Origin of the sequence: Pseudomonas sp. NFIX10 (assembly GCF_900111955.1) — a bacterium.
GTDB lineage: Bacteria > Pseudomonadota > Gammaproteobacteria > Pseudomonadales > Pseudomonadaceae > Aquipseudomonas > Aquipseudomonas fluorescens_AA.
The window spans coordinates 90,289-107,800 of sequence record NZ_FOKH01000013.1 but is presented as its reverse complement, the minus strand read 5'-3'; the positions used below and the strand labels follow the sequence as shown (position 1 = coordinate 107,800).

Sequence of the window (17,512 nt, the reverse complement as noted above, 5' to 3'; positions counted from 1 at the left end):
GATAAGTTAGGTTCAGAGTGTCTTGTCCAACAAGCCCATGAAGCGATCGATCTCGGCTTCGCTGTTGAGCAGCCCCGGCGCGGTGCGGACCACCGGTCCCGCATCGCGATGCACGGCGTCGGCGATCACACGGTTCTTCATCAAGTAAGCGGCGACTTCGTCGCTGTCGCGGCCCTTGACCCGGAAGAAGGTGAAACCGGCGGACAGCGCGGGGCTCATGGGGGTGATCAGCTCGATCTGTTGCTGTGCCACCAGCTGTTTTTTCAGGTAGCTGTTGAGGGCATGGATCCGCGCCTGCACTTCGGCCTTGCCCAGTTGCAGGTGCAGCTTGAACGCTTCGTCGGCGGCCCAGCGATGCTCGAAGGCGTGATAGCCCCCCGGGGTCATGACGGTGGAGAACGTCGTGGCTTCGGAAAAGGTCGGAATGATCGGCGTGACGTACTTGAGTTCTTCACTGCGGCTGCACACCAAGCCGGTGCCGCGCGGGCCGAACATCCACTTGTGGGTGCCGGCAATGAAAAAGTCGCAATTCATGGCGGGGAAGCTCAGGTCTTCGACGCCGAAACCGTGCACGCCGTCCACCACATAGATGATCCGCTGCTCATCGCTGCGGCCCTGGTTGTGCTTGTCCACCAGGGCACCGATCTTGTCGATGGGCAGCTTCACGCCGCTGCCCGAGTGCACCCAGGTCATGCCCAGCACCCGGGTTTCGGGGCGGATGTTGCGGTCGATGGCCGTGAGGATCTGTTCATGGCTGGCGTCGTGGGCGTTGTCGAACAGCTTGATCTTGCGCACCCGGGTGCCGCTGCGTTGGGTGCGCAGGTCGAGAATGGTGTGGGTGGCGTAGTGTTCGTGGGCGGTGGTGAGGATTTCCTGGTCGGCCGCCACGTGGACGCCGCCGTAGATGATCGACAGGCCTTCGGTGGTGCTGCCGGTGAGGGCGATTTGCGCAGGACTCGCTTGCAGGTAGCGGCCGGCCCAGATGCGGACGTTTTCCTCACGCTCTTCGGTGACGCCCAAGTCCCAGTCCATCAACAGCCCCGGGTTTTTATCCAGGGCGGCGCGGTGTCGGTCGATGGCTTCGCGCACCGGGCGCGGGTGGGTGGTGACGAGGAAGTTGGAAAAGTGCAGGTAGTCCGGGTCCTGGTTAAACAGCGAGCGCAATTGCGCCCATTTATCCTTGGGCGGCGGTGGCAGTGGATCGGCGCTGGCCGTGGCGGGCAGGCTGGCGGCCAGGGGCAGGCCGGCGGCGAGGATCCCGGCCTGCTTCAGGAAGGTGCGACGTTCATTCATGGCTGGGCCGCCTTCTGGGTCGAGGCGATGGCGGGGCGGGCGGCTTTCTGCACCTGATCCCAGACCCGCAGGAAATTGCCGCCCCACAGTTTGGCGATGTCGGCTTCGGAGTAGCCGCGAGTCAGCAGTTCGGCGGTGACGTTGCGGATGTCGCCGACGTTCTCCCAGCCTTTCACGCCGCCACCTTCGTTGAAGTCCGAGCTGATGCCGACGTGGTCGATGCCGATCTTGCGCACGGTGTAGTCGATGGCGTCCCCCAGGTCCTTGAGGCTGGCCTTGGGTTCTTCTTCGAGGATGCCGTAGAGCTGGCCGGCGTACTCGCCGAACTTCTGTTCCGGCCAGGCGGCGATGATCGGGTCGCCGGGCATCAGCGCCATCGCCAGGTTAGGCAGCGGCGGCAGGTCGAAGCGTTCGCGCAGGGCGTTGAGTCTGTCCTGGGTCTTTTGCGTCAGCGGGCGCAGGTACTGGGAGAAACCGACGATCTGCACCACGCCGCCGCTGGCCTTGATCAGTTGCATTTCCTTGTCGCTGAGGTTGCGCGGTATGTCCACCATCGCCCGAGGTGCCGAATGGGAGGCCACCAGCGGCGTGCGACTCAGTTGCGCGACTTGCTCCAGGGCCAGGGTCGACATCTGCGACACGTCGATGATCACGCCCAGGTCGTTCAGGCGTGTCACCGCTTGCTTGCCGATGTCCGACAGGCCGCCCAGGGCATCGGGCGAGTCGTTGAAGAACGGCAGCGGGCGGGAGGAGTCGGCCCAGTCGTTGTTGCCGATGTAGCTGAAGCCGAACATGCGCATGCCCCGCGCCGTCCACAGGTCCAGCAGGCTCAGGTCGTGGCCGAGGGGGTAGGCGTTGAGCATGCTGATGAAAATCGCGAATTTGCCTTCGCCGTGCAGGCGGCGGAAATCATCCGGGGTGTAGGCGATGGCGACCTGGTTGGGAAAGTCCCGGACCAGGCCGGTGATGATCTTGTAGCGCACTTCCTGCTGGTTGCGCGCTTCCTCGACAAAACCGGCGGTGGGCTTGTGCGGCGCGTTGGGCCCGTTCCACAACTCCGGCCAGCCGAACACCGTCAGGGCCGCGCCGGACAGATGGCCGCGGTTGGCTTTGACCAGGTCGAACTGGCCGCTGCCGTCCTTGTCGGCCTCATTGCCGGCGGTGCCGAAATCCAGCGGCACGGTGATGTGGCTGTCGAAGGACAGCAGGCGCTCGTGCAGTTCCCTGGCCTCTTTCATCACTTTGACCGGGTAGCCGGGGTTGTCCCGCCACCAATGGTCCCAAGCCGCGACGCCCGCACCGACGGCCAACGCCAGGGCCAGGGGCAGGCCGATGAAAAGAGCCTTTTTCGAACGAGGTGTTGTCATTGCCGATCTCAGTCAGGTTCGCCTTGGAAGGACAGGCGCGGGGCCTTTGCTATCTGGGGAGAACGAGTGATCGGGCGGGAAATTTAGGCGCTCTCGGGGCCGCCATCGCGAGCAAGCTTTGCTCCCACAGGTGAGCGCATTCCAAATGCTCCCTGTGGGAGCAAAGCTTGCTCGCGATGAGGCCTCCACTACCTCCCTATAAATTTGTCAGCCCACCCCTCGTTCTAGCTTGGATAAAGCCCGCTCCCGGGCTGGACACAGGTAAGGCAATGACGATTTCTCGACGATGGTTCATGGCAGGCCTGGCGCTGACCGGTGCCGCCGTGCCTGCGGTGTATTACGGGCATCGCGAACTGACCCGGCCGGACCCGACCATTACCCCCGGCGAGGCCTCGTTCGACGTGGCGGACGTGGCGGGCCAACGCCGGGCCGATACGTTGCGGGGCATCTGGACGATCCGTTTCACCGGCCGCGACGCCGGTCTCGAAGGCTTGCCGCAGGACGATCTGCAGATCTTCCTCGATATCGGCCAGAGGGGCCGTGGCCTGGTGGGTTACCTCGACAGCGCCGAACGTCTGCGCGGTGCCGATGAGCCGCGTTATCGGGTGTTGGGCGACCTGGCCGGAACCGACCCGAAGCAACTGAGCTGGCGGCTGACGGGCGCTCGGCACGATGCGCCGGACTATGAGTTCATCATGACCCTGGACGAAGTCTGGGCCGGTTTCGGCAATGCCGGCAGCGCCACCCTCAGCGGCCGGGTGTTGCGCCTGGACCGTCCCTTGGCGTTGCCTGAACAGGACAATCATTTCGTCGCCGTCAAGCAGCGCTTCCCCGAGGCGCGGGAGCGCACGCCGCTGAGCCCGGCGCTGCTGGCCTGGCTGGTGTCGCCCGAGCATCGGCTGTTCCACCAGCTCTGGCACGCCTCGCGGGACAAATGGCACACCCTGGACGAAGACAAGCGCAACGCCCTGCGCGGCATCGGCTGGCAGCCCGGCCCACGGGACCAGGAGCGTGATGCCCGCGGGCCGCGCAAGGATCGCAATGGCTCGGGCGTGGACTTCTTTTTCATGCACCGGCACATGCTCGGCACCGCCCGATCGTTCCAGGCGCTGCCGTCGTGGCCACGCTTTCCCTTGCCGCAACCGGAGCTGGAACGCGATCGCCTTGGGTTCGCCCGCTACCTCGACAACCACGATGGCACGTCCTTGCCGCCGACCTGGTTGGCCGACGGCGACGAGCAGTACGCCCAGTGGGTCAGCGACATCAAGACCGCCGAGACCTACCACAGCAATTTTCAGGTCTGGGAATCGCGCTACCGCGACCCGCGCTACCTGTCGAAACTGACCCTGGGCCAGTTTGGTTCGGAAGTGGAACTGGGCCTGCACGACTGGCTGCACATGCGCTGGGCCTCGGTGCCGCGCGACCCGTCCAACGGCCACCCGGTGCCGTTCGCCCGCGACCCGGCGGACTTCGCCCAGCGCTGGTACGCCCCGGAGAATGACTTTCTCGGCGATCCGTTTTCTTCCCACGTGAGCCCGGTGTTCTGGGCCTTCCACGGCTGGATCGACGACCGCCTCGAAGACTGGTTCCGCGCCCACGAGCGTTTCCACCCGGGGGAAGTGAGCCGGCTCGAGGTCAACGGCGTGCCCTGGTTCGCCCCGGGCCGCTGGGTTGAAATCGCCGACCCCTGGCTGGGCCCGGACACCCACGGTTGCAGCACCACGCCGGGGCTGCAGGTCGGGCGCTCGGTGGAGATGGACCCGGAAACCATGAAACTGGCCTTGCGCATTACCTTCGGCAGCGATGACAAAAAGCTCTCCGAACTGTTCCGCCGGGTGCCGCAACGGCCGTGGTATGCGCGTAATCTCAAGAGCAAGCCGGTGTAAAACCCCCGCTGACTCAAAAAAGCTAAAGCGAACGCAGCTGTGGCGAGGGAGCTTGCTCCCGCTGGGCTGCGTAGCAGCCCCAATGGCCGGCACCTCGGTAAGGCAGAAGTTTTGAGGGAGCCGGTTTGGGGGCCGCTTCGCAGCCCAGCGGGAGCAAGCTCCCTCGCCACGGGTGTCACTCGGCTTGAGGATGTGCGTTTAGCGCGGCGCGGCGATGTCCAGGGCGCGGTTTGCCAACAGTTCTGCCAACTCGATCATTTGCTGGATGCCCAGCGCAAAATGGCGCCGCGGGCCTTCCAGTTCAAAGGCCTGCTCACTTGCCATGACGTTGACCGAAGCGAGGGTCTCGCTGAGGTTGGCCAGCAGGCATTCCATGTCTGCGCCTTCTGCCACGGTGAACAACTGGCCCGGTGGTGGGTTGGGTTTTTCGGGTTTGGGGTCGAGGTAAAAGGCGAGGGCGCGGTCGGCGGCTTCGTTGAGTTTTTTGGACTCGTCTTCGGGGGGATTGGGGGTGATCTTGAACATGGTGCAGCTCCTGATTATTCAAAGGGCGCTGCCAGACATCACTTGCAGATGATGGGTGGCAGCTATGCGCGGGTCTGCAAGACCGGGAAATCAGGAACCCGGCAGACCCGAGGGTCTCCCACACATAGCCGCCATGGAACGAACACAGATGTGTCGACCTTTGGCTATGCGCCTGATATTCGTCGGGCTTGCAGACCCGATCACTGATGAACAGTGACAGGGAACAAGTTATCGATGGGGTGCCAGGCGCACAAGCCGGCGGATTCTGGCGCAGTTGTAGGTAACGGCGCAAGGCGATGTAGCCTCACTCAGGAGTCCTACACGACCGGATAAACAGAACCAAAGCCGAACACCATTACTGATCATTCCCACGCTCCGCGTGGGAATGCAGCCAGGGACGCTCTGCGTCCCAAAGAGCCGAACGCAGAGCGTCCGTAGAGGCATCCCTTTGCTGCGCATGGGAACGATCGTCGAGGCCTACATCACCCGCCAACCCCCACCCAACGCCTTGTACAACGCCACGCTCGCCTGTACCCGCGCCAGCCTTAACTGCACGTTCATGTCCTGGGCGGCGTACAGCGTGCGTTGGGTTTCCAGCACGGTGAGCAGGTCTTCGGCGCCGGCCTGGTAGCGGCGCTGGGCGATGTCGAAGGCGGTCTGGGCCTGGTGTAGTTCTTCGCTTTGCCATTGTCGTTGCTGGTCCAGGCCTTGGATGCCGTTGAGGGCTTTTTCGACGTCGGCGAAGCCGTTGATGATGGCGGCGCGATAGAGCTCCAGCAGTTCCTCCTGGCGGGCGGTGGCTTTGTCCCGTTCGGCACTCAGGCGGCCGTTGTTGAAGATTGGGGCGGTCAGGCCGGCGGTGAGGTTGTAGACGTTGTTGCGCAGCAACTGGTCGGCGATGTCGGCGCCGGTGGCGAGGCTCAGGCCCAGGGTCATGGTAGGCAGCATGGCGGCGCGGGCCACGGTGATGTCGGCCTGGGCGGCAGCCAGGCGCGCTTCGGCGGCGGCGATGTCCGGGCGGCGGCGCAGCAGTTCGCTGGGCACGCCGGCGTCGATGGCGGGCCAGTGCAAGCGGTCGAAACGGTCGTCGTCGAGCCTGACCGATTGCACCGGTTGCCCCAGCAGCGTCGCCAGGGTGATCACGGCCTCCCGGGCCTGTTGCTGCACTTGGGGCACGCGGCGTTGCTGGGCCGCCACCAGGCTTTTTTGCTGGGACAGTTCCAGGGCCGTGGCGCTGCCGGCGTCGTAGCGGGTCTGGACCAGGTCGAGCACGCGTTGGGCGTTGTCCAGGTTCTGTTCGGCGATGCGTTGTTGTTCGCGCAGGGACAACGCCTGGGTGTAGCTGTTGGCGACGCCGCTGAGCAGGGTCAACTCCACGGTCGCCCGGTCGAACTGGCTGGCCGACAGCGTGCTCAGCGCAATGTCCCGGGCCGCCCGCTTGCCACCCCAGAAGTCCAGCTCATAGGTGGCGCTGAGGTTGGCGTCGTAGTAGTCGATGGTGCGGTTGTCCCGATCCACGTCCAGTTGGCTGTAGCCTTTGCCGTGCAACAATTCCTGGCGATTGCCGTTGAGCCCGGCCGTGACCGCCGGCAGCAACGGCGCCCCGGCGATCACTGCGCTGGCCTGGGCCTGGCGCACCCGGGCCATGGCGGCGGCCAGGTCGTGGCTGTCCCGGCGCGCCTGTTCGATCAGGCGGTCCAGCTGGGGGCTGCCGAAGTGCGTCCACCATTGCTGGTTATCCGTTGGGGCGCTGGGTGTATCGAGGTGCTGCCAGGCCGGTGGCGGCTGGATGCCGCTGTCCGGTGCCGACGCCGGGGTGGCGCAGGCCGCCAGCAACAGGCTGGCGGCCAGGAGGGTCAGGTGCGCTTTCATAGGGTGGGGTTCATTCACTGGTGAGGGCTGCGACCGGGTCGAGGCGGGCGGCCTTGCGGGCGGGCATGAAGCCGAAGACGACGCCGGTGACCAGGGCGCAGCCGAAGGCGCCGAACACCGCCAGCCATTCGAAGGCCACGGCGATCTTGCCCAGCAATAAGGCGCCGCCCACCAGCAGGGCCAGGCCGATACCGGCGAGCCCGCCGACCACCGAGAGCATCACCGCTTCGGTGAGGAATTGGCGCAGGATGTCGCGCTGCCGGGCGCCGGTGGCCATGCGGATACCGATCTCCCGGGTCCGTTCGCGCACGGTCATGAGCATGATGTTCATCACGCCGATGCCGCCCACCAACAGCGAAATCGCCGCAATGGCCCCGAGCATCAGCGACAGCGTGCCCTGGGTGCGGGCCTCGGCCTGGATCATCGCGGCGTTGTTGGTCAGCTCGAAATCCTGCTTGCCGTCGTGCAGGCGCAACAGGGTGCGGGAGACCGCCTGCTCAGCTTCCTTGACCTTGCCCGCGTCCCGGGCGGCGATCACCACGTACTCGGGATGACGCGTGCCGAACAACCGCACGCTGGCGGCGGAGTAGGGCACGGCGATGCGATTGTCGGCGTCCGAATCCCCGGAGCTGGCGCCTTTTTCCGCCAGTACGCCGACCACCTGGAACGGCATGTTCTCGATCAGGATGTAGCGGCCGATGGGGTCGGCGACGTCCTTGAGCAGTTTCTGCCGGACCTTGTGGCCGATCACCGCCACCGCCGCCGCGCTGCGTTCGTCGGCCTCGCTGAAGTAACTGCCCTCGGCCACCGGCCAATTGAAGATGGCCGGGAAATTCGTGTCGTTGCCGCCGACGTAGCTGGTGTGGTCGAGGTTGCCGAAACGCACGCTGGCGTTGGCACCGTTGACCGGCATGATGCGCTGCACCTCGGGCAGGGCGGCGAGGGCGGCCAGGTCGTATTCGCTGATGATGCCCTTGGCAGCGCGCGGGTTGGGCGCGGTGCCGTTGAGGTAGATGATGTTCGAGCCGAACGCGCCCATCTGGGCCATGACCTGGCGCTTGCTGCCTTCGCCCACGGCCAGCATCACCACCACCGAGGCCACGCCGATGACAATGCCGAGCAGGGTCAGGGCGGTGCGAAAGCGATTGATCCACATCACCCGCCACGCCGCCTGTACCGCGTCCACCAGTTCGCCTTTCCAGGCGCCGTTGTGTTCGCTGCCGGCGCTCAGGCGCTGGCGCAGGTCCACGGCTTGCAGGGCCTTGGGATTGGCGTGCACTTCGTGTGGCGAAGAGGGGGCGCTGTCACTGATGATCAGCCCATCGCGGATCTCGATGATGCGCTTGGCCCGGGCCGCCACCTCGCGGTCATGGGTGATCAGAATCACCACGTGGCCCTGGCTCGCCAGTTCGTCGAGCAACGCCATGACCTCGATGCCGCTCTGGCTGTCGAGGGCGCCGGTGGGTTCGTCGGCGAGGATGATGTGGCCGCCGTTCATCAAGGCCCGGGCAATCGACACCCGCTGCTGCTGACCACCGGAGAGTTGATGGGGGCGGTTGCCGGTACGGCTGGCCAGGCCCAGGCGGTCGAGCAGGGCACCGGCCCGGGCGTGGCGCTCGGCGGCGGAGGTGCCGGCATAGATGGCCGGCATCTCGACGTTTTCCTGGGCGGTGCCGGACGGGATCAGGTGATAGCCCTGGAACACGAAGCCGAACGCTTCACGCCGCAGCCAGGCCAGCTCGTCACTGCCCAGGCCGGCGACGTCTTCGCCGGCGAAACGGTACTCACCGCTGGTGGGGCGGTCGAGGCAGCCGAGGATGTTCATCAGGGTGGATTTGCCGGAGCCGGACGCCCCGACAATCGCCAGGAATTCCCCGGCGTGAATGGACAAATCGATGCCGCGCAGCACCTCCACCCGAGGGCTGTCGCCGCCGCCGTAGGCCTTGCGAATGTCCCGCAGTTCGATTAGGGGCGTGTTCATTCAGCCTCCGCTGCCGCCGACCGGGCCGATCAGCACCCGGTCGCCTTCGCTCAGGCCGTCGACAATCTGCGTGCGCAGCCGATCGCTGACGCCGGTGCGAACGGTGCGCGGCTGGACGTCGCCATTGTCGGCCAGCACCCGCACCTGACCGGCGTCCTGCAGGGCGGCGATGGGCACGGTCAGCACGTCCTTGGCCTGGGCGGCGACGAAAAACACCTGGGCGGTCATGTCGGTCATCAGCGCGCGGTCGGCGTTGTCGACGTCCAGCAACACGGTGTAGAGCACCACCCGCTCGCTGCCGCTGCGGCCTCCGGTGGGGCTGCCGCCCTGGCTGGCCTCCAGCGGGCGCGGCGGCACGGGGAGGATCTGGCGAACGGTGCTGCTCCAGCGACGGCTGCCGCCGGCCAGGGTGGTGAAGTAGGCGGTCATGCCCGGCTTGACGTGGCCGATGTCGGCTTCCGAGACTTCGGCCCAGACCGTCATCGGCGACAGCCGGGCGATGCGCAGGATCAGCGGGGTTTGCTGCTGGGCGTTGAGGGTCTGGCCTTCCCGGGCACCGACGGCGACCACGGTGCCGCTCATCGGCGCATAGATGCGCGTGTAGCCCAGCTCGGCCTCGTCGCTGCGCAGGCTGGCCTGGGCCTGGCGGATCTGGGCCTGGAACATGTCGATGCGCGCCTGGGTCGCCCGCACTTCGGCCTGGGCGGTCTGTACGTCTTCCTCGCGGGTGGCGCCGCCGGCCTTGAGTTGCTGCTGGCGTCGGAATTTCTGCTGCGCCAGGTCGTGCTGGGCACGCTGTTCCTGAAGCTGGGCCTTGAGGTTCTCGATCGAAAAACGCCCGGCGTCGAGCCTGGCTTTTTGCGTGGACGGGTCGATTTCAACCAGCAACTGGCCTTCGCGAACCTCGTCGCCGGCCTCCACATGGATCTTCTGGATTTGCCCGGAGGCCTGGGCGCCGACGTCCACGTAGCGACGCGGTTGCAAAGTGCCCAGGGCGGTGACGCTGTTTTCGATATCGCCACGGGTGACGGGCGCTGTGGCCAGGGGCTCGCGATTCGGTGCGACCGCTTGCCAGGCGGCGAAGGCCACGGCCGGAAGCAGGGCCAAGGTTAAAAGCCAGGCGCGTCGGGTAGGGCGGGGACGTTTCATGCAGGGTTCCGGCCAGTGATATCGGGCCCGTCGCAGGCAGGGCAGGGACGGGAGGCTGTTCTGGTAGACGAGCGCTTGGGGTGGGAATTTACTGGCTTGAAACACTTGGTAGCAGGTTGAGGGGAGGGCAACTCGGCAGCCAAGTCATGTGATGTTGTGGTGAGGGGATTTATCCCCTCGCCACAGATACATCCCCTCGCCACACAAAAGCCGTGCTCCGCCAGGGTTGAGATGAACGAATCAGCCCTGATACAAACGAAAGCTTTAAATCTATATGAGAATTACTATAAATTACGCCATTGAATCTGCCACTATCGTGCCATTGCCTGTCCAGGCATGCCGAATGGGCAATAGCTGGCGCAGCCATGCGCACGGGAGTCATGTTGGAAAACTACTATCGCGAGCTGGTGTGTTTCCTGAACGCCAGGCTAGGCAACCGCCAGGCGGCCGAGGATGTGGTGCATGACGCCTATGTACGGGTGCTGGAGCGCGCCAGCGACACCCCCATCGAACAACCCCGGGCCTTCCTGTACCGCACCGCATTGAATCTGGTGATCGACGGTCATCGGCGCAATACCTTGCGCCAGGTCGAATCCCTGGATGTGCTGGACAGCGAAGAGCGCTTCTTCACGCCATCGCCCCACGCCAGTCTCGACCATGGCCAGCGCCTGGACATGCTGCAACGGGCCCTGGCCGAGCTGTCGCCGCTGTGCCGCGAGAGTTTCCTGCTGCGCAAGCTCGAAGGCCTGTCCCACCCGCAAATCGCCGAGCGCCTGGGCATTTCCCGGGCACTGGTGGAAAAGCACATCGTCAACGCCATGAAGCACTGCCGCGTTCGCGTGCGTCAGTGGGACGCGCCCTGATTCGAGCGTCGCCGGTCACCCGACGGTAAATTTTTTTTCACTGTCCTCGTTCCTCTCAACAGACGACTTGCCGGCGCCTCCAGTGCCGGTCAGGTTCCCCAGGCTTTTCGTGCCCTGTTGAGGGGCTTTTCCAGAGGACACTGGACATGACACAGGCAATTGCATCGCCCATCGTTCACGACTTGATCGGCATTGGTTTCGGCCCTTCGAACCTGGCGCTGGCCATCGCGCTGCAGGAGCGGGGGCCGGTCCAGGGTGAACTGGACGTGCTGTTCCTCGACAAGCAGGCCGACTACCGCTGGCACGGCAACACCCTGGTGACCCAGAGCGAGTTGCAGATTTCCTTTCTCAAGGACCTGGTGACCCTGCGCAACCCCACCAGCCCCTATTCGTTCGTCAATTACCTCAAGCACCATGGCCGCCTGGTGGACTTCATCAACCTCGGCACCTTCTACCCGTGCCGCATGGAGTTCAATGACTACCTGCGCTGGGTGGCCGGGCACTTCAGCGCACAGAGCCGATATGGCGAGGAAGTGCTGCGCATCGAGCCGGTGCTGCACAACCAGCAGGTCGAGGCGCTGCGGGTGATTTCCCGCGACGGCCAGGGCGAAGAGCTGGTTCGCACCACCCGCTCGCTGGTGGTCAGCGCCGGCGGCACCGCGCGCATTCCCGAGGCGTTCAAGGCGTTCAAGGATGACCCGCGGGTATTTCACCATTCCCAGTACCTGGAGCGCATGGCGGGCCAACCGTGCGTGAAGGGCCAGCCGATGAAGATCGCCATCATCGGCGGTGGGCAGAGCGCGGCCGAGGCCTTCATCGACCTCAACGACAGTTTCCCTTCGGTACAGGTCGACATGATCCTGCGCGGCTCGGCCCTCAAGCCGGCGGACGACAGCCCGTTCGTCAACGAAGTGTTCTCGCCGGAGTTCACCGACCTGGTGTTCCAACAACCCCACAGCGAGCGCGAGCGCCTGGTCAACGAGTACCACAACACCAACTATTCGGTGGTGGACATCGACCTGATCGAGCGTATCTACGGGATTTTCTATCGCCAGAAAGTCTCTGGCATCGCCCGTCACGCATTCCGCACCCTCACCACGGTGGAGAAAGCCACGGCCACCGACGCCGGTGTGGAACTGGCGGTGCGCAACAACGCCACCGGCGAGCTGACGGTACGCCGTTATGACGCCGTGGTGCTGGCCACCGGTTACGAGCGGCAAATGCACCGCACCTTGCTGGAGCCACTGGCGCAGTACCTGGGGGATTTCGAGGTGGACCGCAATTACAAGCTGATTACCGACGAGCGCTGCAAGGCGGCGATCTACATGCAGGGCTTCTGTCAGGCCAGCCATGGCCTGAGCGATACGCTGCTGTCGATCCTGCCGGTGCGTGCCGATGAGATTGCCGGCTCGCTCTATGAGCATGGGAACAATCGCGGGCAAGCGCGTCCGGTGCGCGACTTGCTGTTGGCCGCTGTATAGGCCCTGTGGGAACGAGTCAATCGCAGGACATCCATCAGCCAACGCAACCCCTGTGGGAGCGAGTTTGCTCGCGATGGCGTCAGTTCAGCCAATATTGAAGTGACTGACACTACGCCATCGCGAGCAAGCTCGCTCCCACAGGTCATAGGCCCGCTCTCTGGTCACTCGCAGGAAATTCTTCAGAAATTTCCTACACTCACTTCACAGCCTCTTGCTGTTTGAAAGGCTCGGTTCGCTGTTCCCTCGTATTGGCAGTCTGAACCCTCAGCCGGTCCACCCTGACTGAATGTACAGTCGAAGGTGCGCCGGGCCGACTACGCCAAGCGAAACACCCTGACCAGATGATGCTGCTTTTACGCACAGGCCTGGTGGCGCTGTTGCTGGGCTCATTGAGCGTGGCGCCACCGGTAGGCGCGACCCCTGAGTCGTTGCAGGTGCTCGGGCGCTCCAATGTGGATGATTATTCGGTGTCCCTGGATGCTGCCGACTGGGCCTGGCTGCGCCAGAAGGGCACGTTGCTGCTGGGCGCCTCGGCGCCGGACTATGCGCCTTTCAGCATCACCGGCAATGGTCGCGACTACGAAGGCCTGACTGCCGACTATGCGCAATTGCTGGGGCAACTCTTGCACGTCAAGGTGCAGGTCCAGCGCTATCCGTCCCACGCCGAAGCGCTCCAGGCCCTGCGCGGCGGCGAGATCGATCTGCTCGGCACCGCCAACGGTTTCGAAGCCGCCGATCCGGACCTGGCGATGTCCCAGGCCTATGCCGATGACCTGCCCACCCTGGTGGCCCGCATCGACGACAGCCAGGACTTGCCCACGGACCTGGCGGGCAAGCGGGTGGCCATGCTGTATCACTATTTGCCGCCGGAGACGGTCAAGGGGTTTTATCCCGAGGCTTCGTTGCAACTGTTCCCCTCCACCTTGAGTGCCATCGGCGCCGTGTCGTTTGGTCAGGCCGATGTCTACCTGGGGGATTCGATCAGTTCCAACTACCTGATCAGCAAGAACTACCTGAACAATGTGCAACTGGCCGATTTCTCGCGGATGGAAGTGCAGCCGTTCGCCTTTGCGGTCAGTCGCGACAACGGGCGCGTGTTGCGCATCGTCAATGCCGCGCTGCACGCGATTCCCGCCAGCGAACGCATGATCATCCTGCGGCGTTGGAGCGCCGGCGGGGCGAGCATGCCCGGTCAGCAGGCGCTGCATTTCAGCGTCAACGAACAGCGTTGGCTGGACGCCCACCCACGCATCAAAGTCGCCGCCAATGAAAACTTCCTGCCGCTGACGTTCTTCGATGAACAAGGCCATTTGCGCGGCATCGGCGCCGATGTGCTGGCCCGGATCAGCTTGCGCACCGGTTTGAAGTTCGATGTGCAGCGGGGCGACTCGGTTGACGATTTGATCGGGCAGATCAAGAGCGGCAAGGCCGACGTCCTGGCAACCGCCATACCCAGTGCCGAACTCGAGGACGAGTTGCGCTTTACCCGACCGTACCTGACGAACCCGTTCGTGTTGGTGGTGCCGATCAGGGCCAGGGCGCTGACCTTGGACCAGATGGCGGGCAAGCGCGTGGCGCTGGTGCGTGGCAACGTGCTGCGCGATTACCTGCTGGAGCAGTTCCCCCGCGTGCAGTTGGTGGCGGCGCAGAATGCGGCCGACGCCATGGCCATGGTCGCCGCCGGCACGGCAGACGCAGCGATCAATCCGCTGATCAGCGCCCGCTACATGATTTCCCGCCAGTACCGCGACACGCTGCAAGTCACCAGCACCGTGGGTACCTTGCCCGCGCACATCGCCCTGGCGACGAACCGGGGCGCATTGGCGCTTTACTCGATCCTGGACAAGGCGCTGTTGAGTATTTCCCCGGAAGAAATGGACGAGCTGACCAACCGCTGGCGCAGTGAGGTGGTGATCGACGACAGCTATTGGCTGCGCAACCGCACCACGATCCTCCAGGGGTTCGCCGTTGCTGCGCTGCTGTTGCTGGTGGCCTTGGGCTGGGGCATTTATCTGCGGCGGCTGTTGGAACAGTTGCGCGTGGCCAAGGAAAGCGCCGACGAGGCCAATCGGGCCAAGACCACCTTCGTGGCGACCATGAGCCATGAGATCCGCACGCCGATGAATGCGGTGATCGGCCTGCTGGAGCTGGCCCTGAAAAAAGCCGACCAGGGCGTCGTCGACCGATTCGCCATCGAAGTCGCGTCGGGTGCGGCCCATGGCATGCTGGACCTGATCGGCGACATCCTCGACATCGCCCGCATCGAGTCGGGCAAGTTGTCGCTGGCGCCGCAACGGGCCAATCTGCATACGTTGATCGAGTCGGTGGCGCGGATTTTCGAGGGCCTGGCCTGGCAGAAACACCTGCGCTTGCATTGGGTGCTGGATGCCGGACTCGACCGTGACGTGTTGATTGATCCATTACGTTTCAAGCAGATCGTCTCGAACCTGTTGAGCAACGCCATCAAGTTCACCGACCAGGGCGAAGTGCGCCTGAGTGTGCGCGGCGAGCCGGCTCCCGGGCACGACCGCCTGGGTCTTTGCCTGCGGGTGGAGGACACCGGTTGCGGTATTTCCCCCGAGGATCAGCGCCGCCTGTTCAGCCCTTTTGCCCAGGCCGGACAGCACCCGCAGCCGGCTCGCAGCGGTTCCGGGTTGGGGTTGGTCATCAGCCGGACGTTGTGCGAAATGATGGGCGGCACCCTGGTGTTGCACAGCGTGCCGGGGGAGGGCACGCAGGTCGAGGTTCTGCTGGACTTGCCCTTGCTCGACACACTGCCGGCGGCGCCTGCCGAGGTCGAGGCGCTGCTGCCGGTCCCGGCGCTGAGTATCCTGGTGGTCGACGACTACCCGGCCAACCGTTTGCTGCTGTCCCAGCAATTGGGCTACCTGGGCCATCGCGTCCGGGAGGCACAGAACGGTGTCGACGCTCTGCAGGCCTGGCGCAGCGAACCCTTCGATGTGGTCATCACCGACTGCAACATGCCCTTGATGAGCGGCTACGAACTGGCCCGTACCATTCGCGCCGAAGAGCGCGATCGTAGCCTGTCGCCAGTGGTGATCCTGGGGTTCACCGCCAACGCCCAGCCCGAGGAAAAGCAGCGCTGCGTCGAAGCCGGGATGGACGATTGCCTGTTCAAGCCCATCGGCCTCAAGGCACTCAATGCGTGCCTGGCTTCGGTCATGCCGGATGCGCGGGCGCCCCAGTCCGGCGATGGCCTCGACCTGAGCGGCCTGGAGCAACTGACCGGGGGCGACACGAGTGCGATCAGGGCGTTGCTGGAGGAACTGGTCAGCAGCAATGCCGAAGATCAAGCGCGGCTGCTGGACTTGGCCACCCGACAGGACTTGCCGGGCCTGGCGGACCTGGCGCACCGGATCAAGGGCGGGGCGCGGATCATCCAGGCGCAACGGCTGATCGCCGCCTGCGAGGCGCTGGAAAGCGCGTGTCGAGGGAACGACACGGTGCTGCTCGCCGAAGCCGTGGAAGACCTTCGCCAAGCCATCGAGCACCTGGCGGAACGACTGAAAACCCACCTGGAGGAATAGGCGCTATAGGAACTGTATGAACTGACGAGTGCAACGAGGCTGGGATCTTTCCAAAGCCCCTTGAATCCCAAGCGAACGATCAAGATCGCAGGCTTCGCCAGCGCCGACAAAGCGCCTAGCGGGATAAATTCCCTCGCCATAGGGGCTGTGTCTGTCCTTATTTTAGGAATAGTCCTACATCGCCCTTCAAACGCTTCCTCTAGCCTGAGCGCCCTGAATGTTCTTGAGCCGGTGCCTACCTGGCGCGTTGCTATTGGAAAGCTTGCCATGCCGAACAAAGCACTCCGTATCCTGATTGCCGACCCACAACAGACCCATCGAATCGTGCTGGAACGTCTGTTCAACCAACAGGGCTACCACCGGATTGTCCCCGTGAGCCATTTGCAGGAATTGCTCACGCTGGTGGAGTACGGCAGCGAGCCGTTCGACCTGATTGTCGTCAACGGGGCGTTGGCGGACGGGGCGTTGGACCTGCACGATTTTGTCATCTACAACCCGCAGGTGCGTCACGGGATGATTTATAACGCGCAACCGGCCAGTCAGTCGCCGGTGCCTGTGGCGCGTCGATCGAGCGTGCATCTGAGCCAGGCGCCACTGCCTGATCTCGCATCACTGCGACGCCTGATGGAGTGGGTCGATCCTCATGTCCATGAGCCGCTGCAACCGTGGGTACGCCCCCTCAGGCAGGGGCATGGACACTGACCAGACCCTTGGTCCACACTTGACAGGTGGCAGGGCTTGGCATTTGTGCAAGAGTTCGGTGCGGTGATGGCACCGGTGCCGTTCGTATTGTTTTGGGGAGCTGCCTTGAAAGACGTGTTGATCGTGGATGACCACCCTGTCATAAGAGGGGCACTGCGGCTCATTTGCCAGAATGAGGCGTTCACCCACATCCGGGACGCCAGCGGCGCGACCGATGCCAGGGGCATCATCAAGGAGCGCGCGCCAGACCTGGTGATCCTGGATCTGGTGATGAACGGCTTCGATGGCCTGGACCTGCTGGTCTGGATCATGGCGCAGTTTCCTGAATGCAGCGTGCTGGTGTTCACGTCCCAGGATGCGCAGCACTTTTGCAACCGCTGTATCTCGGCCGGGGCCCGGGGCTTTGTCACCAAGAAAAGCGACCTCAAGGAACTGACCAAGGCCATCCAGGCGTTGAAGTCCGGTTATGCCTATTTCCCCCAGATGTCCGTCAGGCTGGATTTCCAGCAACGCAGCGAACAACAAGCCCTGGAAAGCCTTTCCACCCGCGAGCTGTCCATCTTGCGCATGCTGGCCATGGGCATGCGCGGTAAGGACATCGCTGAAAGCCTGTTCCTGAGTCCAAAAACCGTCAGCACCTACAAGAGCCGTCTGTTGGAAAAGCTGGGGCTGCAATCCTTGGTGGGGTTGTCGGAGTTTGCCAAGCGCAATCACCTTTGAATGAGCGAGACCCGACCCTGTGGGAGCGAGCTTGCTCGCGATAGCGGTCCGCCTGTCGATCATCTTCGGCTGATACCCCGTCATCGCGAGCAAGCTCGCTCCCACAGGTTCTTGGTCGTTCTCCA

The 17,512-nt window shown here is 64.2% G+C and carries 12 protein-coding genes; 6 read left to right on the top strand and 6 right to left on the bottom strand.

What is annotated here, in order from left to right; genetic code table 11:
• Positions 1-12 precede the first annotated feature (12 nt).
• The gene (locus tag BM321_RS14460; protein ID WP_092442930.1) at positions 13-1,293 is read right to left on the bottom strand and encodes a pyoverdine-tailoring periplasmic protein PvdN; all 1,281 of its coding nucleotides are present in this window, start codon (positions 1,291-1,293) and stop codon (positions 13-15) included.
• Positions 1,290-2,660, bottom strand: coding sequence for a pyoverdine-tailoring dipeptidase-like protein PvdM (pvdM, locus tag BM321_RS14455; protein ID WP_092174148.1), 1,371 nt, complete (start codon positions 2,658-2,660; stop codon positions 1,290-1,292). Before pvdM ends, BM321_RS14460 begins: the two co-directional genes overlap by 4 nt.
• Before the next feature lie 269 nt (positions 2,661-2,929).
• On the opposite strand from pvdM, the gene BM321_RS14450 reads away from it, so the two are divergent.
• Positions 2,930-4,546 (top strand): pyoverdine maturation tyrosinase PvdP, encoded by a 1,617-nt coding sequence (locus tag BM321_RS14450; protein ID WP_092442929.1) that lies wholly within the window; start codon positions 2,930-2,932, stop codon positions 4,544-4,546.
• Positions 4,547-4,744: 198 nt separating this feature from the next.
• On the opposite strand, the gene BM321_RS14445 is transcribed toward BM321_RS14450, so the two are convergent.
• The 4 genes from BM321_RS14445 to BM321_RS14430 all read right to left on the bottom strand — a co-directional run bounded on the left by BM321_RS14445 (position 4,745) and on the right by BM321_RS14430 (position 10,073).
• Entirely contained in the window at positions 4,745-5,071 is a 327-nt protein-coding gene (locus BM321_RS14445; protein WP_092442928.1) for a DUF6124 family protein, read from the bottom strand.
• 477 nt (positions 5,072-5,548) lie between these two features.
• Positions 5,549-6,943, bottom strand: coding sequence for an efflux transporter outer membrane subunit (locus tag BM321_RS14440; RefSeq protein ID WP_092442927.1), 1,395 nt, complete (start codon positions 6,941-6,943; stop codon positions 5,549-5,551).
• A gap of 10 nt (positions 6,944-6,953) precedes the next feature.
• Complete coding sequence (locus tag BM321_RS14435; RefSeq protein ID WP_092442926.1) at positions 6,954-8,924, bottom strand: MacB family efflux pump subunit; 1,971 nt, start codon at positions 8,922-8,924, stop codon at positions 6,954-6,956.
• Positions 8,925-10,073 (bottom strand): efflux RND transporter periplasmic adaptor subunit, encoded by a 1,149-nt coding sequence (locus BM321_RS14430; protein ID WP_092442925.1) that lies wholly within the window; start codon positions 10,071-10,073, stop codon positions 8,925-8,927. It lies immediately after the preceding gene.
• A gap of 365 nt (positions 10,074-10,438) precedes the next feature.
• Here BM321_RS14430 and BM321_RS14425 point away from each other — a divergent pair, with 365 nt between their 5' ends.
• The 5 genes from BM321_RS14425 to BM321_RS14405 all read left to right on the top strand — a co-directional run bounded on the left by BM321_RS14425 (position 10,439) and on the right by BM321_RS14405 (position 17,387).
• Positions 10,439-10,936, top strand: coding sequence for a sigma-70 family RNA polymerase sigma factor (locus BM321_RS14425; RefSeq protein WP_092442924.1), 498 nt, complete (start codon positions 10,439-10,441; stop codon positions 10,934-10,936).
• Positions 10,937-11,082: 146 nt separating this feature from the next.
• Positions 11,083-12,417: a lysine N(6)-hydroxylase/L-ornithine N(5)-oxygenase family protein gene (locus tag BM321_RS14420; protein ID WP_092442923.1), complete on the top strand. Its 1,335-nt coding sequence runs from the start codon at positions 11,083-11,085 to the stop codon at positions 12,415-12,417.
• Between the two features lie 341 nt (positions 12,418-12,758).
• A complete protein-coding gene (locus BM321_RS14415; RefSeq protein WP_092442922.1) occupies positions 12,759-15,965 on the top strand; it encodes an ATP-binding protein in 3,207 nt (1,068 codons plus the stop codon).
• Between the two features lie 267 nt (positions 15,966-16,232).
• On the top strand, positions 16,233-16,667 hold the full coding sequence (locus BM321_RS14410) for a PleD family two-component system response regulator (RefSeq protein ID WP_092442921.1): 435 nt from the start codon (positions 16,233-16,235) through the stop codon (positions 16,665-16,667).
• A 66-nt stretch (positions 16,668-16,733) separates the two neighbouring features.
• Positions 16,734-17,387 carry a response regulator transcription factor gene (locus BM321_RS14405; protein WP_175534927.1) on the top strand — a complete coding sequence of 218 codons (654 nt, stop codon included), beginning with the start codon at positions 16,734-16,736 and terminating at the stop codon, positions 17,385-17,387.
• The last annotated feature ends 125 nt before the right edge of the window (positions 17,388-17,512 follow it).